Origin of the sequence: Enterococcus quebecensis, from assembly GCF_001730365.1 — a bacterium.
In the GTDB taxonomy this organism is placed as follows: domain Bacteria; phylum Bacillota; class Bacilli; order Lactobacillales; family Enterococcaceae; genus Enterococcus_L; species Enterococcus_L quebecensis.
Window position 1 is genome coordinate 1 of the sequence record NZ_MIKB01000001.1, and the last position, 22733, is coordinate 22733.

14 protein-coding genes and 1 pseudogene are annotated in these 22733 nt (G+C 35.1%); 2 read left to right on the top strand and 13 right to left on the bottom strand.

The window, feature by feature from the left end; all coding sequences use genetic code 11:
• Positions 1 to 539: pseudogene (locus BCR23_RS00005) on the bottom strand (hypothetical protein); the annotation flags it as partial.
• Positions 540 to 1066: 527 nt separating this feature from the next.
• On the opposite strand from BCR23_RS00005, the gene BCR23_RS00010 reads away from it, so the two are divergent.
• Positions 1067 to 2539 (top strand): helix-turn-helix domain-containing protein, encoded by a 1473-nt coding sequence (locus tag BCR23_RS00010; protein ID WP_069633455.1) that lies wholly within the window; start codon positions 1067 to 1069, stop codon positions 2537 to 2539.
• 83 nt (positions 2540 to 2622) lie between these two features.
• On the opposite strand, the gene BCR23_RS00015 is transcribed toward BCR23_RS00010, so the two are convergent.
• Entirely contained in the window at positions 2623 to 4017 is a 1395-nt protein-coding gene (locus BCR23_RS00015) for a 6-phospho-beta-glucosidase (protein WP_069633456.1), read from the bottom strand.
• Positions 4018 to 4215: 198 nt separating this feature from the next.
• On the opposite strand from BCR23_RS00015, the gene BCR23_RS00020 reads away from it, so the two are divergent.
• A complete protein-coding gene (locus BCR23_RS00020) occupies positions 4216 to 5211 on the top strand; it encodes a LacI family DNA-binding transcriptional regulator (RefSeq protein ID WP_069633457.1) in 996 nt (331 codons plus the stop codon).
• Positions 5212 to 5237: 26 nt separating this feature from the next.
• Here BCR23_RS00020 and BCR23_RS00025 read toward each other — a convergent pair whose 3' ends face one another.
• The 11 genes from BCR23_RS00025 to BCR23_RS00080 form a co-directional block, all read right to left on the bottom strand.
• Complete coding sequence (locus tag BCR23_RS00025; RefSeq protein ID WP_069633458.1) at positions 5238 to 6497, bottom strand: ABC transporter permease; 1260 nt, start codon at positions 6495 to 6497, stop codon at positions 5238 to 5240.
• Entirely contained in the window at positions 6490 to 7389 is a 900-nt protein-coding gene (locus tag BCR23_RS00030) for an ABC transporter ATP-binding protein (RefSeq protein ID WP_069633459.1), read from the bottom strand. Before BCR23_RS00030 ends, BCR23_RS00025 begins: the two co-directional genes overlap by 8 nt.
• A 438-nt stretch (positions 7390 to 7827) precedes the next feature.
• A complete protein-coding gene (uvrC, locus tag BCR23_RS00040) occupies positions 7828 to 9624 on the bottom strand; it encodes an excinuclease ABC subunit UvrC (RefSeq protein ID WP_069633461.1) in 1797 nt (598 codons plus the stop codon).
• 102 nt (positions 9625 to 9726) lie between these two features.
• Positions 9727 to 10041: a thioredoxin gene (trxA, locus tag BCR23_RS00045; RefSeq protein WP_069633462.1), complete on the bottom strand. Its 315-nt coding sequence runs from the start codon at positions 10039 to 10041 to the stop codon at positions 9727 to 9729.
• Positions 10042 to 10132: 91 nt separating this feature from the next.
• Positions 10133 to 12499 carry an endonuclease MutS2 gene (locus tag BCR23_RS00050; protein WP_069633463.1) on the bottom strand — a complete coding sequence of 789 codons (2367 nt, stop codon included), beginning with the start codon at positions 12497 to 12499 and terminating at the stop codon, positions 10133 to 10135.
• Positions 12500 to 12591: 92 nt separating this feature from the next.
• Positions 12592 to 13140, bottom strand: coding sequence for a CvpA family protein (locus tag BCR23_RS00055; RefSeq protein ID WP_069633464.1), 549 nt, complete (start codon positions 13138 to 13140; stop codon positions 12592 to 12594).
• Between the two features lie 17 nt (positions 13141 to 13157).
• Positions 13158 to 13601 (bottom strand): cell division protein ZapA, encoded by a 444-nt coding sequence (gene zapA, locus BCR23_RS00060; protein ID WP_069633465.1) that lies wholly within the window; start codon positions 13599 to 13601, stop codon positions 13158 to 13160.
• Positions 13602 to 13881: 280 nt separating this feature from the next.
• The gene (locus BCR23_RS00065) at positions 13882 to 18234 is read right to left on the bottom strand and encodes a PolC-type DNA polymerase III (protein ID WP_069633466.1); all 4353 of its coding nucleotides are present in this window, start codon (positions 18232 to 18234) and stop codon (positions 13882 to 13884) included.
• Positions 18235 to 18510: 276 nt separating this feature from the next.
• On the bottom strand, positions 18511 to 20223 hold the full coding sequence (locus BCR23_RS00070; protein WP_069633467.1) for a proline--tRNA ligase: 1713 nt from the start codon (positions 20221 to 20223) through the stop codon (positions 18511 to 18513).
• A gap of 68 nt (positions 20224 to 20291) precedes the next feature.
• Positions 20292 to 21563 (bottom strand): RIP metalloprotease RseP, encoded by a 1272-nt coding sequence (gene rseP, locus BCR23_RS00075; protein WP_069633468.1) that lies wholly within the window; start codon positions 21561 to 21563, stop codon positions 20292 to 20294.
• Positions 21560 to 22720 (bottom strand): 1-deoxy-D-xylulose-5-phosphate reductoisomerase, encoded by a 1161-nt coding sequence (locus tag BCR23_RS00080; protein WP_069633977.1) that lies wholly within the window; start codon positions 22718 to 22720, stop codon positions 21560 to 21562. Before BCR23_RS00080 ends, rseP begins: the two co-directional genes overlap by 4 nt.
• Between the last annotated feature and the right edge of the window lie 13 nt (positions 22721 to 22733).

Sequence of the window (22733 nt, forward strand, 5' to 3'; positions counted from 1 at the left end):
CGACGAATTAATTCACTGTAGTCTGGATAAATAGATACTGGGTTATTTACATCTGAGTTTGATAACAAATCTAGTGCATAGATCACTAATTTTCCAGAATAAACAGTAGCAGATATTTCAGTGGAAAGTTGATAATAGTGACCTGGAATTGTTCGGATTGTATTTTTTACAAGACCAGAATTACTAATATTCCCATCGATTTTAAAAACTATATCACTACTGGTTGCCGTTGCCTTCACAGTATTATCGGCTACAAGGTTTTTAGAAGTGGTTCCATCCCAACTAGGAAAGGATATCCAATTTAGCGTACCATAACGATTATATCCTTCCCATTTCCCTAACAAATTATACTTAGAAAGAAGTGTTTGATCCGCTACTTCTGGAGGTATTGGTTCTGTTTTAGTTAAATCGTTCGTCGTCTTCTTATTCTCTTCCGCTTTTAAACGTGTCTGTGGTTCCGTCTTTAAATAAAAAAAACTTGTACAAATGATAGGTACCATAATTAGTGTTAAGATAAGATACCACTTTTTTTTATTCATTTTCTTTCCTCCTATTTTATGCGTAATCATATAAATACATTATAGGATTTAAAACTAAGCATTTTTCTCCACTTCTCCTCCATCTCTCGTCGAAGTAGATTTTTAAACGTCTAAATTATGTTGAGTGGAGGATCCCCCTACTAAAAGGTCTTCAGAAGCACTTATTATTTGCTACTAATTAAGGCGCGGTCAACTTCATCTAAGATCCAAAACAATGCTTCTTATCCATCTAACAAATGTTAAATAAATTTTTATCATATTTAATTAAGATATTTTTCTTTTTTCTGCCACTATATTATCATAAAACATAAAATTTTTTTTTGAAAATCCAAAACTGAACACATTTCAGTTCTTTTTTAGATAAAATAATAACTATAGTTTATTTAAACTAATCTAAATAAAGGTTTCTATGATTAAAAATAACAAATATAAAAGAAATAATATTGATTTAAATATTAGCTTCATTGACTTTGTTTTTTTTCTAATCTATAATTCCACGGAAACTACTAATTAAAGGATGTACCTGAATGGAATTTTTTTTAAATGACAAAAACAAGAAAAAATTAGAACTTTTTAAAAAATTAATCTTTAAAGATGGTGAAAAAGTTTCTTTCACTTACCTCCAACATTATTTAGATATTTCTTTAAGCACATTAAAAAGATACTTTAATGAGCTAGAAACAGATGTTCAAAAAAATGAAGACCTAAAAATGATCATTTTTGAGAAAAATACAGGGGGATTCCAAGTAAACAATTATTCTGATTTTAAAATTGATTATCTACTTATACATTTAAGACTCCATTACTTGAATGAGTCTTTACAATTTAAGATCATTTCATGTATTCTTACCAAAAGCTATTTGACTGCAGATGAATTAGCAGAAGAGTTATTTGTAAGTGTTCCTTATCTCTACAAACAAATAAACACTTTGAACGAACAACTCAAAAATTTTCATATAAAAGTAGTTTTTCATTCAAATGAAAATTTGTGTGGTGAAGAAAAGCACCTGAGAATGTTTTGTTTTTATTTTTATTGGAATGCCTATCGCGGGACCATTATTCCTTTTGAATCTGAACTCAGTTGTGTATTTTCTTGTCCAGATATAATAGATAGTTTAGAGAAACGTTATTCATCTTCTGTGATCAATCGCATAAAATTAATGCTTGGCATCACTATGATGAGGCAATTTAAATATCAAATTCAGTTACCAACAGAAATCAAAAATATACTAAAACCTTTTGAAGTAACAACCGAAATTTCAATGTTGGTTAAGAGATACTTTATCTCTGAAGACGAACACTTATTTTTTAATTTGATGTTACGAAGTTTCATCTCAGACATCGATACTTCAAAAGAGAAAATCATCCTTTTTGATATGTTTCCAAGATCTTCTTCTTTAGTTTTTTCTAGTGAATTGTTAGTTAATGAATATGAAAAAAGTTTTTATTCTTCTGCTTCAATGACCTCTAAACAAAAAGCCAATATTTTTTATTATCTACTTATAGGATTAGTTCATTCTACTTTTTTTGAAATTAATCCAATGTATTTTTTCAGACAAGTGATGATCAACGAACAAAGTAATACCGAATTCTTAAAAAAATATTTAAAGAGACATCCAAAGAACTATCGCTTCTATAAAAAATTCAGAAAAAATCATCCTGAATTTACAGTAGATCCTACATTTAATTTTGGGATTTGTATGCTGTTGACAATTTTAACTGATATGTTTTTGATCCCTACAGTATCTATTTACATTCAGTATAGTAGTAATAATTTTGGTTCCGTATTTATAAAGAACAAACTTTTAACACTTTTTAATCCAGAGTCAATTAACTTTACAAAGCAAATACATGAAGCAAACATTGCGATTGTAGACAATTTTGAAGTTCATGAAGAAAAGGAAGAACAAACTTTTTTCTTCGTAAATAGTTTTTTAGATGAACGGATGTGGCTTGATCTGATCATTGTTATTCAAAAAATTTTACTATGGAGTGACTAGTACAAAGAAGGAGTCATTATTTGAAAAATAATAAAAAGCAAGACTATATCAGGTTGATATAGTCTTGCTTTTTTATTAGCTTTTTAATTACTTTTCATTAATTCAGTAACATATGCTCTTGTTTCAGGCTGTTCTGTTTCAATCTTAGCAATAGCCTTTGAGAAATTCGGTAAATGGTCTTTATGAGCAATCAACAACTCATCTAGCAATGTTTTGGCCATCGTACCACCTGGCACTAACGGATTAATGGTAAATGCATGTAGCGCCGCACCATAGTCTCCGTCTATTGCAGCACGAATCACGGTTTCTTCCATCCCTTTCATCACTTGAATGATACCACGTGCTGCTGGTGGAAACGCTCCCCAATTATAGGGTTCATGTCCATGAGAAGTTACGGGTCCAGAAACTTCTACAACACAGTCGTATGGCAAATCAGTGATTGTTCCGTTGTTTTCTGTAGAAACAACCATATCCGTTCGTTTATCATTATAAATTGATGCAATCATTTCGCATGCAGCATCACTGTAGTGTGTACCTCCACGTTCCTCTAATTCTTTTGGTTTGTAATCTAATTGAGGATCTTTATATAATTCGAATAAACGTGCTTCAGTTTCCTTTACAACTTGTGCTCTTGTTTCACCCTTTTCAAATTCTTCAACAGAATGTTTCAGCATTTCATCTTCAATATAATAATAACGATGGTAACCACAAGGCAACATACCTAGGTCTTTTAGTTGTTCATAGTGAAAAGGTGCATCCCAAATGTTCTTCAGATGACTTTCTTGTTCATTTTGTGGTCCATAGATTAAGTCTATCAATTCTTGCGTCCGTTCATTTCCTTCTTTGTCCCATACACGATGCCAATGGAAATGGTTGATACCGGCAAATTTAAAGAACAGGTCTTCTTCAGGAATTCCTAGTTTTTCTGCCGCTTGTTTACGATGCCCAATCGGTACATTACATAAACCAACCGTTTTCTTCCAACCGCCATGTTTAATAGCTGCCTCGGTAACCATTCCTGCTGGATTCGTAAAATTAACTAACCAAGCGTTTGGACAGAGCTCTTTCATATCTTCTATGATGCTTAAAATGACTGGAATTGTACGAAATGCTTTGAACATACCTCCTGCTCCGTTTGTCTCTTGTCCTAAAACACCATGTGATAATGGAATTCTTTCGTCTTTGATTCGAGCGTCTAATAATCCAACACGGAATTGCGTGGAAACAAAGTCAGCATCTTTTAAGGCTTCACGTCGATCCAAGGTAAGATGAACTTCCCAGTCAAGTCCTGCAGCTTTGACCATGCGTTTTGCCATAGCTCCTACTATTTCTAATTTTTCTTTACCAGCTTCAATATCTACTAACCAAATTTCTTTGATTGGTAATTCATCTTTTCTTTTAATGTAGCCCTCGATTAATTCAGGTGTATAACTAGAACCTCCACCAATTGTAGCGATTTTCAATGCATCTCTTGTCATGTGTTTCCCTCCTGATATTTTGTTCAGAATATGTTCTGACATCGTTTACATTCATATCATAATATGTGGGAATGTTCCCAGGTCAAGCTCTTTTCCTATTTTTTTTGTGTTATACTAAAAAGTGAACAGATCTTTAACTAGTTAAGTGTACAAAAATCTGAAAGAATTCTTTATTCTTCTAAATAATAAGGAGTAAAAATGACAACAATTATTGATGTAGCTAAACAAGCTCAAGTTTCAAAATCAACCGTGTCTAGAGTGATTTCAGGAAATGGCTATGTTAGTCAAGAAAGCCGTAAAAAAGTTCTCGATGCAATGGAAGCGTTATCGTACTCTCCTAACTTAATTGCTCGAAATTTACAAAGTGGTGAAACAAAAACAATTGGTTTTCTTGCCCATGGTTTTTTCGATCCTTTAGGAATTTTTCTTGAGAGTTTCATTTCCATTGCAAAACATTATAATTACTATGTCACCTTATATTTTACGGATGGTGATAAGGCAAAAGAAATTGATGCATTAAATCAAATGAAGTATAAACAGCTAGACGGTGTATTTATTTTAACTAGAGCAAACGAATGGGAAGTTATCGAACCTTATAGCATTTATGGTCCTATCGCAACTTGGCATCGAATTGATTCCGAGAGAATTTATTCTTCTTATGTTGATCATTATTCAGGTTATTTACGATCATTAAATTATCTTTTTCAGCGTGGATACCACTCTATTGGTCATGTTTTAGGTAATTCTGAAAATCTAAATACAAAAGCTAGGCTACGAGCAATCGCTGATTTTCACAACGAAAATCATATTCCAAACAAAAGTGAATGGATATTTCATGATAATGCAAGGCAAGACAACGGACGTATTATTGCTCGTCAATGGCATAGTATGGCGAATAGAACGGATGCAATGGCCTTTTACACAGATTCAGTTGCAGCAAGTTTCATCTCTGAATTACAAATTTTGGGTTACTCTATTCCAGAGGATGTCGCTGTGATTGGATTCGACAACAGTGAAATTAGTCGTTTGATGCACATCACAACTGTTGATTACTCTATTAAGCACCAAGCTGAAAATTCTTTTATTTATATTCATAATCAACTGAATAAAAAAACAATTGCTGAACGAAAAATGAGTGTTCAATTGATAGAAAGAAGTACAGTTCCTGTGAGAAGTGATAAAAAAAAGCAATGAAGTTTTTCTTCATTGCTTTTTTTGCATTATTTTTTTCGTTCATTTTTTAATATAGAGATCGATTGTTTCAATGATTTCCATACGCCGCCTTCACTATAAACCAATACATTTGATTTATATAATTTTGCTGAAAACATGGTTAACAATAGTCCAAAAACTATGAGAATCATAACAGAAATAATAGCTCCTGCCGTTGTTACTGTCTCACTTGCTAAACGAATAGGCATAATAAAAGATGAAATCAAAGGAATATAAGAAGATACCTTGATTACAATATTCTGTGGATCAGTCGTTCCTAATGAAATTCCGATAAAATACCCAATCATAGCAATATAGATAATTGGCTGAACTGCTTTTGCTGTATCTTCTGGTTTGGACACCAGTGATCCACATAATGCTGCTAATACTGAATAAACTAATACGCCCAATACAAAGAATATCAACGTGAAAAATAGGAAGCTTCCAAATAAATTTGCAGAGGACAATCCAGATAAGAAACCCTTGACCATATCTAAATTCTTCAACTGCGTATAACCGATTCCGATCGCTCCCGCATAGATTACGATTTGAGTCAGTGCTACTAAAATAACACCTGTCAACTTTCCGTAAAAATGTGTTTGTGCTTTCGTACTTGATAAAATAACTTCCATGATTCTCGTTCCCTTTTCGGATGCAATCTCTTGAGCAATAATTGATGCGTACGTGATAATAATCACCCAAAGAATGATGGTTACCACAAATGACACAGCTGATTGAATCGCTGTATTATCTTGCCCTGTCGTCATTTTCCCATCTTTATCGAAACTAACTTTGGTCTTTTTAAAATTTGCTGGTTGGCTTAAGCTCGCTAATTGTTCAGGAGTTAAGTTTAATTTTCCAGCATTCAGAGAAGATTGTAATCCATTAAGCATTTGACTCATCATTAGTTCAGTCGTTGTGCCTAATGACGATTCAGCATATAACTTTCCTTGAACCTGTTTTGATTCTGTTTCTAACACAAGAAACGCTTCAATATCTTTGTCCTTCAACTGCTTCTCAGCTTCTTTTTGAGACTTGACTACTTTAAATGTATAGTCATCTGTTTTTGATTTCGCTAATTCTTCTGCTACTTTGGGATTATCTGAAACAAGGCCAACCTTTGTCTCTTCTGAAAAACCCCCAGCTAGTGAACCAGCAACATAAATAATCCCCATAACTAAAAATGGAACGAGTATCATGATGACAAAGGAAACAGATTTTACATTCTTTTTATATACATCACTTGCTATGATCCAAAATTTATTCATTTGGTTCACCTGCTTTCATCTTGAAAATTTCTTCTAGGGTTGGCGGTTGTTGATTGAACATTGGAATATAGCCGTACTGAGTCGCACGAGCGAAAATTTCTTGACCTGCTTTTGGATCAGACAATGTCACTTCAACAACACCATCTCCACGTTTGACAGCTGATTTTACTCCATCAATTGGCAAAACATCTTCAGGATTTAGTGGTGATTCTAAAAATACTTTCGTTCGTCCAAAACTTTCTCGGATTTCATGAACTTTGCCATTTAGCACCATCTTCCCACTCTTTAACATGACTAGATGATCACAAATTTTTTCCACATTATCCATATTATGACTTGAGAATATGACACATGATCCTTTTTCTTTCAAAGCGATAATTCCATCTTTTAAAAGCTCTGCATTGACTGGGTCTAATCCACTAAATGGTTCATCCAAGATAACCAATTTCGGTTCATGAATCAGTGTTGCGATTAACTGAACTTTTTGCTGGTTTCCTTTAGACAGTGATTTTACTTTATCTGTTTTTTTGCCTTTAACTTTGAACCTTTCCATCCATTCATCGATTTTAGGTTCGATTTCTTTTTTTGTTTTTCCTCTTAATTCAGCAAAATAAATCAATTGTTCTTGAACAGATACTTTTGGATATAGACCACGTTCTTCTGGCAAATAGCCAATATCGTTATAGTCTTTAACACTTAGTTGGTGCTCATTCCACAACACCGTTCCACTGTCTTGAGTTAGAAAATCTAATATCAAACGAAATGTCGTTGTTTTACCAGCTCCATTTTGCCCGATTAACCCAAGTATTTTTCCATCTGGGATTCTAAATGAGATATTATCTACTGCAGTATAATCACCAAATGTTTTTACCAAATCATTTACTTCTAACATTCCCCATCCTCCTGTATTCAATTTAAATCAACTTTTTATAAAAAAAGTAAATTAAGTAATTCCTGATCAAAGGTTTTCAAATTAATCTTTAATCCATTTTAACATGTATCAGCATAAAAATACTAAATATTCTGATAATTAAACCATAGATTCGATGATACCTTTGATTATTTTTTTCTCCAGCTTCTCTTTTGATATACAAACAAGAAATTTCTCAAAAAATGTTTTTCTGCTACCCAATCATTATATAAATATTTTCTGTTTATATAATTTTGATGGACGGTATATAATGATATGATATCGTTAGTTATTAATAGTGTCAAACTCTTTTTTTTCGAAATGAGCCTTTTAGTTGACAAATAAACTAACGTGATAATTAAGAAAAGTTCTACAATAAGTATATTATCAGCAGAACTTTTCTTCTCATTATCCAACCATTTAAAACTCTTTTTTTGAGTCAAGTTCCTGATGTAGATGGTCATACACATTTTTGGCAACATTTTTCGGCAATCCAGAAGCATTCAATTCTTCTACGGATGCAGCGGTAATGTTTTTTAACGATTTAAACTGTTTCAATAACTCTTTTTTACGTTTTGGCCCCAACCCTTCTATGTCATCTAAGCGTGAAGAAAAGCTGTTTTTACTTCTTAATTGTCGATGGAATGTAATCGCAAAACGATGAACTTCATCTTGAATGCGTTGCAATAAAAAAAATTCTTGTGAATTCCGTTCTAAAGGAACGATATCTAAATTAGAACCAAAAAGAAGTTCGCTTGTTTTATGTTTGTCATTTTTAGCTAGACCTGCAATTGGAATATCTAAGCCTAATTGATTATCTAAAACCTCTTTGGCGGCATCAACTTGACCTTTTCCCCCATCAATTACAATCAAATCAGGAAATGGTAAATTTTCTTTTAAGACACGTGAATAGCGTCGATAAATAACTTCTCGCATCGAAGCGTAATCATCTGGTCCTTTTACCGTTTTTATTTTATATTTACGGTATTCTTTTTTGTCTGGTCGTCCATCAACGAAAACCACCATCGCTGAAACCGGGTCGGTTCCCATAATGTTTGAGTTATCAAAAGCCTCAATTCTTACAGGAGCTGGAATATTCATAGCATTCCCTAATTTTTCAACAGCTCCAATCGTTCGTTCTTGTTTGCGTACAATTAAATCAAATTTTTCTTGCAAAGCAACTGTCGCATTTTTTTCGGCTAATTTGACTAATTTCTTTTTTTCTCCTCTTTGAGGTTGTAGTACTTTTGTTGCCAACATGGCTTCCACACTTGCAATGTCGATATTGTCAGGAATCAAGACTTCTTTTGGAATAAAGTGTTCGTTTTCCTGATAAAATTGTCCCATAAATGTTAAAAAGTCTTCTTCCTCCTCATTATAAAACGGAAAAATAGAGACATCACGCTCAATCAATTTTCCTTGACGAACGAAGAATACTTGAACACACATCCAACCTTTGTCAACTGCATAACCAAAAACATCACGGTCAACTAAATCAGCATTGGTCATTTTTTGGCGAGTCATCACAGTTTCAATTGCTTTGATTTGATCACGATATTCAGCTGCTTTTTCGAACTCCATCTCTTGTGCAGCCGCATTCATTTTTTTCTGTAATTCTTCTTGGATTAATGGATGTCCGCCATTTAAGAAACGCTTGATTTCTCCAACCATTTCTGTATACGTTGATTTTGGGATATCAAATACGCACGGTGCTAAACATTGTCCCATATGGTAATACAAGCACACTTCTTTAGGTAAAACTCGACATTTTCTTAATGGAAATAACCGATCAAGCAATCGCTTGGTTTCATTTGCTGCACCAACATCTGGATAAGGTCCGAAGTATAGAGCTTTATCCTTTGAGACTTTTCGAGTGATCAATAAACGAGGATAATCTTCATTTGTAATTTTAATAAAAGGATAACTCTTATCATCTTTCAACATGATGTTATACTTGGGATCATTTTTGTGGATCAAATTTATTTCTAGAAGTAATGCCTCAATATTTGATTCCGTCACAATATATTCAAAATCCTCGATTTCGCTGACAAGACGCTCTGTTTTTGTATCATGACTGCCAGTAAAATAAGAACGTACACGATTTTTTAAGACTTTAGCTTTCCCGACGTAAATAATGGTACCATTTTTGTCTTTCATTAAGTAACAACCTGGTTGGTCAGGAAGCAATGCTAATTTATTTTTGATTTTTTCGTTCATAATACTTCCCTTCTTTTTTCTTGATAAATTATATTATACCATTTCATCTAGATTTAGACATAAAAAATAGGATGAAGAATATCTCCATCCTAAGAATTAATTCTACAGATATTTGTCGATCATTGCACGTAATTGTTCTTTTGACTGAACGCCTACTGCTTTTTCTACAACTTCTCCGTCTTTTTTCAAAAGTAATGTTGGAATACTCATGATTCCAAATGAAGCAGGTGTTTCTGGATTTTCATCTACATCCATTTTTGCGATTTTCAATTCGCTCTCATCATATTCTTCACTTAATTGTTCTAAAATTGGCGCCTGCATACGACAAGGACCACACCATGTAGCCCAAAAATCGATTAAAACAAGACCACTGTCTGTTTCGGCTGAAAATTCTTTATCTGTAATTACTTGTGTCATATTAAAAAACCTCCTACTCTTTTATATCTAAAACGATTATATCACTCGTTTGATTGTTCGACTAGTTTTCTGCTTACTAAAGGTAAGCGAACTATTTAAATTTAACAATTGTTGCTCCATTACCACCCTGATTCCCTGGGGCGAATTCAAAACTGCTAACACTTCGATGATTTTTTAAATAATCTGTAATACCAGTACGTAATGCCCCGGTCCCTTTACCATGAACAATCGTGACTTGAGGATATCCCGCTAAAATAGCGGCATCTAAATATTGATCTACCTCTGCCAACGCCTCTTCGTAACGTTTTCCTCGCAAATCTAATTGATTTGCTACGTGGCTCACTTCACTTGAACGAACAGCTGTCACTCTTTGTTTGGGCTCTTTTTCTGGAGCTACAGGTGTCATATCACCTTCGTCAACAGACATTTTTAAAATGCCCAACTGAACTTGCCATTCATGATCTCCTGACTTACGAATCAGCGTTCCACGCTGTCCATAAGTATTCACGATGACTTCGTCTCCTATTTTTAATTTCTTTTGTTCTTTTGCCTTTTTCAAAACTTTATTTTTTTCCAACTTCGCTTCTTCTTGATGTAAATTAGAAAGTTTGGATTTCGCATCAATCAATTGATGTTCTTTTATCCCACCTTGATTAACTCCGCTAAGCTGCATTTTGCGAATATCAGAAATAATCCCACTTGCTTCTTCTTCTGCTTGAGAAACTAACTCATTGGCTTTTTTACGAGCTTTTGACATTTCTTTTTCACGTTCATCGAAAAAGTAAGTGTAGGCTTCTTTTAACTCGTTATGCAGTCGTTGCGATTCATCTACATAATGACGTACTTCTAAATATTCAGTTTCTGCCATTTTACGACGATTTTCCAAATCAGCGATCATTTCATTTAAATCTTGGCTTTCGCCGTCCATAATGTGTTTTGCTTCATCAATAATCGTTGTGTCTAAACCAAGACGTTTTGAAATTTCAAAAGCGTTACTGCGTCCAGGAACACCAATCAATAAGCGATAGGTTGGACTCAACGTATCCACGTCAAATTCCATACTAGCATTAATTGTACCTGAACGATTATACCCATAAACTTTCAGCTCTGGGTAATGGGTTGTAGCCATCACATAAGCACTTTTACTTCCTAAGGCATCTAAAATGGAAATAGCTAGTGCTGCACCCTCTTGAGGATCCGTCCCAGCGCCTAATTCATCGAATAATACTAAGCTATGATTATCGACTTTATTTAATACATCCACAATATTCGTCATATGAGAAGAAAATGTACTTAGGCTTTGTTCGATTGATTGTTCATCGCCAATATCTGCAAAAACTTCATCGAAAATCCCCATTCTACTTTCTTCACCCGCTGGAATTGGCAACCCTGATTGTCCCATTAATTGAAGAAGACCTAGCGTTTTCAATGTTATTGTCTTACCACCTGTATTTGGTCCAGTAATAACAATTGCTTGATACTCTTTTCCGATCATGATATCGTTTGGAACAGCCTTTTCTTGATCCAACAATGGATGTCTTGCTTGCTTGAAATAGATATGATTCTCTTCATTGATTTCAGGAACTACAGCTTTCAATTCTTTACCAAAACGGGCTTTGGCATTTATAAAGTCCAATTTTCCGATCACATATGCATTGTGCATAATGTCGTTTCGATGAGGAACTAATTCGGCAGATAATTCGGATAAAATCCGCTCAATTTCATTACGTTCTGCAATCTGATGCTGACGTAAGCGGTTATTCAGTTCAACAATTTGTTTCGGTTCAATAAATAAAGTTTGACCTGATGCGCTTTGGTCGTGTACTACACCGCCAAAAACACTTTTATACTCTTGTTTAACTGGAATAACATAACGTTCGTTTCTCATTGTCACAATTGCATCACTTAGATATTTTGCATTCTTGCCTCTAACAATACTATCTAGTTGTTCCCTGATCGTCTGCTCACTTCTGCGGATATTATTTCGAATAATTTTTAATTCTGTGGATGCTTCGTCAGTCACCCGACCATCTTCATCAATCGACTCTTTCAGACGATGGTTCAATTCAGGTAAAACAATCAATTGTTCCGCCCAAGAATATAGTCTTAACAATTCAATCTCACTGTCTTGTAAATCATTAAAAAAGCGAATGATTTCAGAAGTCGTTGACAATACTCGCCCTACTTGTGCCAGTTCAATACCATTTAAATCTGCACCAATTTCGATTCGTTTCATATGAGGACGAATATTCTCCACTTTAGGAATCGGGATGCCTCCACGTAAACGTTGAATTTTTAATCCGTCTTCTGTTTCCTTCAACCAAGCATGAATTGTTGCTGCATCATTTATAGGAACCAAATGTTCAACTTCTTCTAGCCCTTGAGCTGTAACAAGATGTTGAGAAATTAACTGTTTGACTTTGTCAAAACCTAGTGTCGTTAAAATTCGTGTGTTCATTTTTTCACCTTCTGTTCTTTTCAAACTTAGACATAGCTTTTCTAAAATACAATGTTTCAATTATTTTAGACAGCTAATTGTCAATTAAGCCTTTATTTGATCATCTGTTCAATCCACATATGATAGATTTGCTTTGAAAAAAGCGGTGTATCTTTTACGATAAACCTAGCTAGTCCACTATTTTTAAACTGGTTTTGAACAGCGTCAACAGGCAACATTGATAACATGCTTAACACTAAAAATACACCAATGTAAATAACTAGTACACTTATTAAACCTCCAGCTAATCCGTTGGCTTGTTTTAAAACTGGAATAAAAACTAATCCGTGAGCAAAAATTGCTAAGAAGCGTACAACTAGCCAACCAGCTACTAATATAAGTAGAAAAGCTACCGCACCATAAAATGCCTGATCCAAATCTAGTGTTAATTCTTGGTTGAAAAAAACTAATTTTGTATCTGCTGTTGGTGAAGGATATGGGATGTACAATTCTAAATGAGAGGCCAAGCTCTTATAATACGTTTTCGCCACTAAATAAGAACAAAGATAACCGAATGTATATATAATCTGCAGAACTAATCCGCGTTTAGCTCCTGTGTAAAATCCAATGGCTAATAGTAGTAAAATGAGTAATGTTAGCATCCTGTCATCCTCTCAAATTATTGATCTTGAGTGCTTTTGTTTTGAATCTGTTGTTTACGATTTTCATTTAAAATTTGTTGTGCTTCCATATGATTATGGATTTCAACGTCTTCTTGACCATTGTTTTTCAGCACAACTCTCGCTTCTTCTTCGATTGCTTCGATACGCTTGATACGATTTTCAAGTTCTGCTAATCTAATTGTTCTCTTTTTTAACTCAGCCACTTCTTGTTCCAGATTAAGTGCTTTTTCTTGTTTTTTTAATTGATCAGAAATTGCATTGATCGCTAACAAAACAGATGCTTGCTCATCGTTCGTTTGTGGTGAGATATGCTTAATTTCCGCTAATTGTTCATTGACTAACCTTGTTACTAAATCCATATGCTGTTTACTTTCTTGCCCGATAATCGTATATGTGTGATCGGCAATCACAGCTTTATATCTTGTTTTTTCTTTGACCATGATCGTGTTCCCTCCTGTAGTGATCCATTACATGCTATTGTACCATGAAAATCGTCCATGTGTTCTCTAATAAACCCTTTCTTATTATATGCTACAAAACAGAAAAATTAAAGGTTTACTGTTATTATTACAACCTTCATTCACTTTTTTCCTTATTTATTACAAAATTTGAAGTGTAAATACTGGGGATTCTTTGAAAATAAAGCGAAATCCACAAAAATTTTAAAATCAATTTTCGTGGATTTCTTTTTATAACTTGAGATCAATCGCCTCTGACTTTTTATAACATGTCAAATAATGATAATTGGTTTTCATCTGGTAAATCTTTCAGCACACCATTTTCATTCATATACTCGATTAAAGTTTTAGAAACTTTTCCTCGACTTGCAAGATCTTCCTTAGATAAGAAGGGTTGTTCTCTTGCATCAACTATTGATTTTGCAACGTTGAGACCCAAACTAGGGACAGCTCTGAACGGTGCAATCAGGGTATCTCCATCAATCACGAAATTTTCCGCGTCTGATTTATATAAGTCGATCATGCCAAATTTAAAACCTCGTTCAATCATTTCGTTAGCAAGTTCTAAAACAGTCAATAGATTTTTCTCTTTCGTAGATGCTTCTAATCCTTTATCTTGAATCTCTTTCATTCGAGCTTTTACTGCTTCTTTTCCTTGTGACATGGCAACTAAATCAAAATCGTCTGCACGTACAGAAAAATAAGCACAGTAGTAAAGAATTGGGAAATACACTTTAAAGTACGCCACCCGTAAAGCCATTAGAACATAAGCTGCTGCATGGGCTTTTGGAAACATGTATTTAATTTTTGAACAAGAATCAATATACCAGTCTGGCACATTATTTTCTTTCATAGCCGTTAAATATTCTTCCCTTAATTCATCAGGAATTTTATTCCATAAACCTTTACGCACTGTTTCCATAATCTTAAATGCCATCCCACTGTCTAATCCTGAGTGAATCAGATAAACCATGATATCATCACGACAGCCGATAACCTCTGCTAAGGTTGCTTCACCTCTACGAATCAATTCTTCAGCATTCCCTAACCAAACATCCGTACCATGAGAAAGTCCAGAGATTTGTAGTAACTCCGCAAAAGTTGATGGATGTGTTTCTTCCAGCATTCCTCGTACAAAACGAGTACCGAATTCTGGAATCCCCAATGTGCCTGTTTTAGAGTAAATTTGTTCGGGAGTCACACCTAATACTTCAGGTCCCGCGAAAATCCGCATCATTTCAGGATCGTCAGTTGGAATCGTTTTAGGATCAATTCCAGATAGATCCTGCAGCATACGAATAACAGTAGGATCATCGTGTCCCAGAATATCGAGTTTTAAAATATTATCATGAATGGAATGGAAATCAAAGTGAGTCGTTTTCCATTCAGAATTTTGATCATCTGCCGGATATTGAATCGGCGTAAAATCATACACATCCATATAATCCGGAATAACAATAATTCCCCCTGGATGTTGTCCAGTTGTTCGTTTTACACCTGTAGAGCCTTTAGCTAAGCGATCAATTTCAGCTCCTCTAAAGTGTAGATTGTGATCACGTTCATAACCTTTCACGAATCCATAAGCTGTTTTATCCGCAACTGTACCGATCGTTCCAGCTCGATAAACGTATTCTTCTCCGAACAAAACTTTAGTATAATTATGGGCTTCTGCTTGATAATCACCAGAAAAGTTCAAATCAATATCGGGAACTTTATCTCCGTGGAAGCCTAGGAAAGTTTCAAACGGAATATCATGACCATCTTTAAACAAACGTTGACCGCAGTTGGGACAATTTTTCTCTGGCATGTCAAATCCTGAACCATATGACCCATCTTCGAAAAACTCAGAGTGCTTACAATTGATACAATGATAATGCGGCGCTAAAGGGTTTACTTCTGTAATACCCGTCATCGTCGCTACAAAGCTTGAGCCCACAGATCCACGGGAACCAACTAAATAACCATCTTCCATACTTTTGTGCACGAGTTTTTGTGAAATCAGGTAAATAACGGAGAACCCATTTCCGATAATACTATCTAATTCTTTTTTTAATCGTTTTTCAACAATGTCAGGCAATGGATCACCGTACAACTCTTTGGCACGAGTATAACTCAAATTTCTGATTTCATCTTCCGAACCTGGAATTTTAGGCGTATATAAATCATCTTTAACTGGTGTAATTTCATCACACATATCCGCAACTGCATTAGGATTTTCTACAACCAATCGATGAGCAGTTTCTTCACCCAAAAATTGGAAAGCCGTCAACATTTCGTCGGTTGTTCTAAAATGAACTTCTGGCAAACTATGGCGATTCAATGGATTTGCACCACCCATAGAACCAACTAAAATTTTGCGATAAATACTGTCTTCTTCATTTAAATAATGAACATTTCCTGTCGCCACGACCGGTTTCTCTAGCTCATCACCAATCTTGACCAAATTAGTGATAATTTCTTCAAGGTCGGCTTCGCTTTTCACTAACTCTTGCTCAATCAACGGCGCATAAACAGCTTTTGGCATTACTTCAATATAATCATAAAATTTCGCCCGATTTTTTGCTTCTTCCACACCTTTTTGCATCATGGCTTCAAAAATTTCACCATTGGAACAAGCTGATCCGATGATCAGACCTTCCCGCAATTTATTCAATTGAGAACGAGGAATACGAGGAATTCTGAAAAAGTAATTAACATTGGACATTGAAATCAACTTGAAAAGATTTTTCAAACCAGCTTGTGTCGTTGCTAGTATCGTAGCATGAAATGGTCTGGCTCGTTTATAAGAATCGCCTTCTCCAATATGCATATTCAATTCATCATGGTAATTCATATTATGATTTTCTTTGGCATCTTTTAAAAAGATCCAACACAAATGTCCAGTGGATTCAGAATCATAAATTGCTCGGTGATGTTGTTCTAAATTAACACCGAATTTTTTAGATAATGTATTTAATCGATGACTTTTAAATGTCGGATGTAAATAACGGGACAATTCTAATGTATCAATAACTGGGTTTTCAGCTTCAGGAATATCGTATTTGCCATAACTTGTATTTAAGAACCCCATATCAAACGAAGCATTGTGCGCTACTAGAATAGTATCTTCTGAAAATTCTCTAAACAAACGAAGAACTTCTTCTTCGGATTTTGATCCTCTGACCATTTCGTCTGTGATCCCAGTTAAATTGATTGTTGTTTGAGATAAGGGATGACCCGGGTCAATAAATTGTTCAAAAGTATCAATGATATTTCCTTTATGCATTTTGACAGCAGCCAACTCGATAATCGTATCATAAACAGCAGATAATCCAGTTGTTTCCACGTCAAATACTACATAGGTCGCTTCACTTAATTCAATGTGGGCTTCATTATATGCAATAGGTACACCGTCATCAACTACATTGGCTTCCACACCATACAAAATTTTCACGCCAGCTTTTTTTCCTGCGCTGTGGGCGTCTGGAAAGCCTTGGGCTCCGCCATGATCTGTAATGGCAATCGCCTTATGTCCCCATTTCCCTGCTTGAGCCACAAAATCAGCGACATTGTTTGTTGCATCCATCGTACTCATGTTACTGTGCAGATGAAGCTCTACTCGCTTATCACCTTCTGGTGCATAATCTTTCCGTGGTGCATGTTTTACTTCCATCAAATCTTGACAGTTCATCACTAAATCTCGCATGAATGTATCTTCTTGAATGCTTCCACGAACTCGTATCCAACTATGTTTTTGGATTGCGTCAAAAATTTGTTCATCTTTTTCGCCATTTGAGAATTTCTTAACGATAAATGATGAGGTGTAGTCAGTAATCTTTAAAATTAAGATTTTACGTTTAGATCGTAATTCACGTACCTCTACATCAAAAACAAATCCTTCAATCGTTACTCGACGTTCTTCTTCTAAAATGTTCTCCATAGGTATGATCGGTTCGTCATTTGGTATATTTCTGCCAAGACGAATTGGCCCTTCAAGTGCAGGCCCTTGCTGCTGTTGTTGCTTTTTCTTTTGCTCATGTTTAACAAGTGATTCTGCTGCTTGTTGTTGGAAGGCAGCATCTTGTTCTTGTTTACGCTCTTCGAATAGTGCTAACACGCGTTTGGCCTGTTGTTCGTCCATTTTAGGTTCGATATGAAACTTTTGAAAACCATAATTAATATACAGCTCTTCAATAATTGGTAAGTACTGTTGTTTTAAATAGGGTATAACTGCTTCATTGTCAACAGGTAGAATTATTTTTTTATCCTCAATAATGGGGGTTTGTGTTTTTATTACGCGTTGAACCAACGGTGTATCACATTGACTATTTAATAATGCTAGTTGCCAATAGTCCGTTAATTGCTCTTCTGAAAAGTCCGTTTTGTCCGCCGAGATTTTTACAGATATCCCTGCAATTTGCTGAAAAGCAAGTTCTAATTGTTGCATGAATGATTGATACAGCATCACAGGTAAAATTTCTGCGAAACCTAAATGAAATTCCCATAAGCGACTTTGTTGATGAACGACTACTTTGTTGATTCTTCCCTGTTGAATCAGAGGATGCTGACGTTCTTGGTCACTTAACTGAATCTGATCAATCAACTTTGCGAATAACTCCTGTGCCTTTTCTGCCACTAAAAGAACCTCCTTATTTTAAAAGCTGAACAGGCTAACCTGCGAAGTTAAATATATACAAAATCCAATAGCTTTTTAATTGGACAACTTGATAAGAAAGAGGCCCTTAGACATTCCTGCCAAGTGCCTCGCCACATTTAAGTATACTATTTTTTTTGTTGGAATACAATGTAAACAAAAAGATCTCTTCTTTATTTTCTTCTCTTTTATCAAGCCAAAACCAACAAGAAAATGTCTGCGAAATCTGATAAAGACAGATTCCACAAACATTTTTTATTATTCTTTATCTGCGTTCAGCAAAATAGATAATGTGCTTTCAAGTTCTTCTTTACGAACTTCCACCATTTCACCTGTTCGTTTAATTTTTACCTCTACAACTCCATCAACTGCTTTTTTACCTACAGTGATACGAATTGGACAACCAATTAAATCGGCATCAGCAAATTTGACACCTGCACGTTCATTACGATCATCAACTAATACTTCGTAACCAGAAGCCGACATTACTTCTTCTACTTCTTGAGCTAGTTTTGTTTGATACTCGTCTTTTACATTCATTTGAACAACATGCAAATCAAATGGGGAAATACCCGCTGGCCAATTAATGCCATTCTCATCAGTATTTTGTTCAACAATTGCTGAAAGTAAACGGCTGACTCCAATGCCGTAGCATCCCATAATTACATGTTTTTCTCTGCCATTTTCATCTAGAACTGTTGCACCCATAGACTCACTATAGCGAGTACCTAGTTTAAAGATATGACCAATTTCAATTCCCTTAGTAAATTCTAGAACACCATTTCCATCAGGTGAAGGATCGCCCTCTTGTACAAAACGTAAATCTTCATAACTAATTGGTGTAAAATCACGTCCTGGATTAACGTTGCTTAAATGGAAACCAGTCTCATTAGCTCCTGTAATAGCATTTGCTAAATCTTGGACATGAAGATCAGCATATAATTTCACTTCTTCAGACAACTCGACTGGACCAACAGAGCCAAAGTCTGCACCTAGATATTTACGTGCATCTTCATCTGTTGCTTCATCTAAGAAATCCACACCCAAGAAGTTTTTCAGCTTCACATCATTTACTTCGTGATCTCCACGAATCAAAACTAATACAGGCTCTTCATCAGCCATGAACAGAACAGATTTGATAATACGTTGTGGTTCTACATTAAAGAACGCAGAAACCTGTTCAATAGATGTAACATCTGGTGTTGCTATTTTTTCTATATCTAATTGTGTCTCATGTGATTTTTTAGGTGTATACAAACTAGTTGCCATTTCTAAATTGGCTGCATAATCACCTTCTGTTGAGAAACAAATTGTATCTTCACCAATATCAGAAATCGCCATAAATTCTTTAGAATCTTTTCCGCCCATCGCACCGCCATCACCAATAATTGCACGGAAATTCAAGCCGCATCGTTCAAAAATTGCTGAATATGCTTTTTCATAATCACGATAGGACTGATCAAGACTTTCTTCATCAGCATGAAATGAATAGCCATCTTTCATAATGAATTCTCGTCCTCTCAATAAACCAAAACGAGGGCGTTTTTCATCACGATATTTTGTTTGAATTTGATATAGATTCAACGGTAGACGTTTATATGAGTTTACTTCATCACGAATTAATTCCGTAAAGGTCTCTTCGTGAGTTGGTCCAAGAATGTAATCACGCTCATTACGGTCTTTTAAACGATAAAGATTAGGACCGTATGTTTCATAACGACCAGATTCCTTCCAAAGTTCCGCTGGAAGCAACGCTGGCATCAGCATTTCAACTGCATCAATTTTATCGAATTCTTCACGCATGATGTTTTTCAATTTCTCAATCACCCGATTAGCCAATGGTAAATAAGAGTAAATTCCAGCTGAGACTTGACGAATATAGCCTGCTCTCAGCAACATTTGATGGCTTAAGACTTCTGCGTCGTTAGGCACCTCACGTAGAGTAGGGATTAGCATTTTTGATTGTTTCATTAGAACTCTCCTTTGTTTAAACGAATATGTTGAAACTCCTCAAGTGATTCGTCATAAAATCTAATTATTTAATTAAAGAAAAAACGTTGAATATCGTTCCAAGTAACTAACACCATCAATAACATGATAAACCCAAAACCAATGAGTGTTAATACCCCTTCTTTTTCCTGACTTAAAGGTTTACCTCTAAGTCCTTCCAAAATATTCAAGACAATTTTACCGCCATCTAAAGCTGGAATTGGTAATAAATTAATAATTCCTAAATTGACCGACAGCATAGCCATTAATAGAATCACTGTGTTCAATCCTGCTTTAGATGCTTCTGAAGACATTTGGAACATCATTACTGGACCACCCAATTTGTCTAAACTAAATCCAGTAAATAGTGATTTAAGTGCTTTGAAAATTTGCATAGAACTATCTAGAGTTGTTTGGACACCACCTAGTAGTTTATCTGATAAGCCTGTTTTCTTTGGTGGTAAAATTCCAATTACACCAATTTCTTTTTTACCAGACTTTTGACTTTTAGGCGTTATATCTACTTCTCTTGTTTTACCACCAGATTCGACCAGTAGATTTAATTCTTTATCTGGACTCTCTTGAATGATCTTTGTAAATCCTTCCCAGTTAGCAACTGATTGTCCATCGATTGACACAATTTTATCATCTGCTTTCAAACTAGCTTTTTCCGCTGGACTATCTGCTTGTACTCCGCCAATGAGATTAGTGTTAGTATACGTTACTCCACCTTGCATGAATACATAAACTGTGAATAATACAAAAGCCAAGATAAAGTTGTTCATCGGACCTGCAAAATTTGTCAACATCCGCTGCCAAAGTTTCGCTGACTGAAACTGTACATCGATTGGTGCAATTCTAACTTCTGTCCCATCTTGTTCAATGATTGTAGCATCATGATTCACTTTGTAAGTGATCTCTTGTGACTCATCACCATTAACATAACCCTTTATAAATAAATCTTTTTCCAGATCTGCTTCCAACATTTCCATTGGAACACTGTTAGTTAACTGAATTTTCTTACTTGTATTGATCTTCACGACTTCTTCCTGTTCATTTAACTCAACAGAAAGAGTCATCCCGGGGGCTAGCTCCGTTTCATCTTCTCCCATACCAGCCATACGTACATAACCGCCAATCGGTAAAATACGAATCGTATAAGCTGTACCATCTTTGCCTTGATGAGCAAAGATCTTGGGTCCCATACCTATCGCAAACTCACGTACTAAAATACCAGAACGTTTTGCGAAGAAAAAGTGTCCAAATTCATGTACTAAGACAAGAATCCCAAAGACAATAATAAATGTAATGATAGTTTTCATAAACGACCTTCTTCCTTAATCCATCTTTCTACGATAGTTCTTGTTTTTTTATCAATTTCAATCACTTGTGCTAAAGTAACTTCGGTAGTTTCAGTGTAGTTCTCTACTGCTCTTTGAACAAGTTGTTCGATTTGCAGATATGAAATTTGTTCATTAATGAAGGCTGCCGCAGCAATTTCATTAGCTGCATTATAGACAGTAGGATACGCACCGCCCTTTTTTCCAACCGTGAAAGCTAATTTCAACATTGGAAAACGCTCGAAATCCATCGCCTCAAAATTTAATTGACCAATCTGTGTTAAATCAAACTCTTTTTCTTTTTTTATGGGTAAACGAGTTGGATACGTCAACGCATATTGAATCGGTTCTCGCATGTCACTAGCTCCTAATTGAGCCAAGTAGGCACCATCTTTTAAAACAATCATTGAATGGACTATACTTTCTTTATGTAAAACAACTTTTATTTTATCATAATCTACCCCAAATAACCAATGGGCTTCAATAACTTCTAACCCTTTATTCATCATTGTTGAAGAATCTATCGTAATTTTTTTACCCATTGACCAGTTTGGATGCTTCAATGCCTGTTCTAAAGTCACAGATTTCAGGTCTTCACGACTTAAATCTCTAAAGCTTCCTCCAGAAGCCGTAATCATTAGCTCCTTCAAATTGTCTTTCTTTTGACCTTCTAAGCATTGAAATATAGCCGAGTGCTCACTGTCTACGGGCAAGATATTCACATTATTTTTAATTGCTGCTTCAATTACCCACTTTCCTGCCATTACCAACGTTTCCTTATTTGCTAGAGCAATATCTTTACCAGCTTCGATTGCTGCCATCGTGGGTTTTAACCCCACACTTCCAGAAACCGCAGTCAAAACAACATCCACAGTATCAAGTGTTGCAGCCTTTATAAGCCCTACCTCTCCCACACCAAATGCAATGTTTGGAAAACGCTGAGAAAGCTCAATTTCCATTTCTTTTGAACCAACGCCCACATATTGGGGATTTAATTTTTCAATCAAAATCGAACCTTCTTCAATATTGGAATGAAACGTTAAGGAAATGATTTGAAATAAATCTGGATAAGATGTGACCACATCAATCGTACTTGTACCGATCGAACCTGTAGCACCTAACAATGCAATTTTTTTCATATTAAAAAGAAAA

What these genes read in the sequence shown, in the direction of transcription:
- BCR23_RS00010 (WP_069633455.1), top strand. Translation starts at nt 1,067, where the DNA reads ATGGAATTTTTTTTAAATGACAAAAACAAGAAAAAATTAGAACTTTTT.
- BCR23_RS00015 (WP_069633456.1), bottom strand. Translation starts at nt 4,017, where the DNA reads ATGACAAGAGATGCATTGAAAATCGCTACAATTGGTGGAGGTTCTAGT.
- BCR23_RS00020 (WP_069633457.1), top strand. Translation starts at nt 4,216, where the DNA reads ATGACAACAATTATTGATGTAGCTAAACAAGCTCAAGTTTCAAAATCA.
- BCR23_RS00025 (WP_069633458.1), bottom strand. Translation starts at nt 6,497, where the DNA reads ATGAATAAATTTTGGATCATAGCAAGTGATGTATATAAAAAGAATGTA.
- BCR23_RS00030 (WP_069633459.1), bottom strand. Translation starts at nt 7,389, where the DNA reads ATGTTAGAAGTAAATGATTTGGTAAAAACATTTGGTGATTATACTGCA.
- uvrC (WP_069633461.1), bottom strand. Translation starts at nt 9,624, where the DNA reads ATGAACGAAAAAATCAAAAATAAATTAGCATTGCTTCCTGACCAACCA.
- trxA (WP_069633462.1), bottom strand. Translation starts at nt 10,041, where the DNA reads ATGACACAAGTAATTACAGATAAAGAATTTTCAGCCGAAACAGACAGT.
- BCR23_RS00050 (WP_069633463.1), bottom strand. Translation starts at nt 12,499, where the DNA reads ATGAACACACGAATTTTAACGACACTAGGTTTTGACAAAGTCAAACAG.
- BCR23_RS00055 (WP_069633464.1), bottom strand. Translation starts at nt 13,140, where the DNA reads ATGCTAACATTACTCATTTTACTACTATTAGCCATTGGATTTTACACA.
- zapA (WP_069633465.1), bottom strand. Translation starts at nt 13,601, where the DNA reads ATGGTCAAAGAAAAAACAAGATATAAAGCTGTGATTGCCGATCACACA.
- BCR23_RS00070 (WP_069633467.1), bottom strand. Translation starts at nt 20,223, where the DNA reads ATGAAACAATCAAAAATGCTAATCCCTACTCTACGTGAGGTGCCTAAC.
- rseP (WP_069633468.1), bottom strand. Translation starts at nt 21,563, where the DNA reads ATGAAAACTATCATTACATTTATTATTGTCTTTGGGATTCTTGTCTTA.
- BCR23_RS00080 (WP_069633977.1), bottom strand. Translation starts at nt 22,720, where the DNA reads ATGAAAAAAATTGCATTGTTAGGTGCTACAGGTTCGATCGGTACAAGT.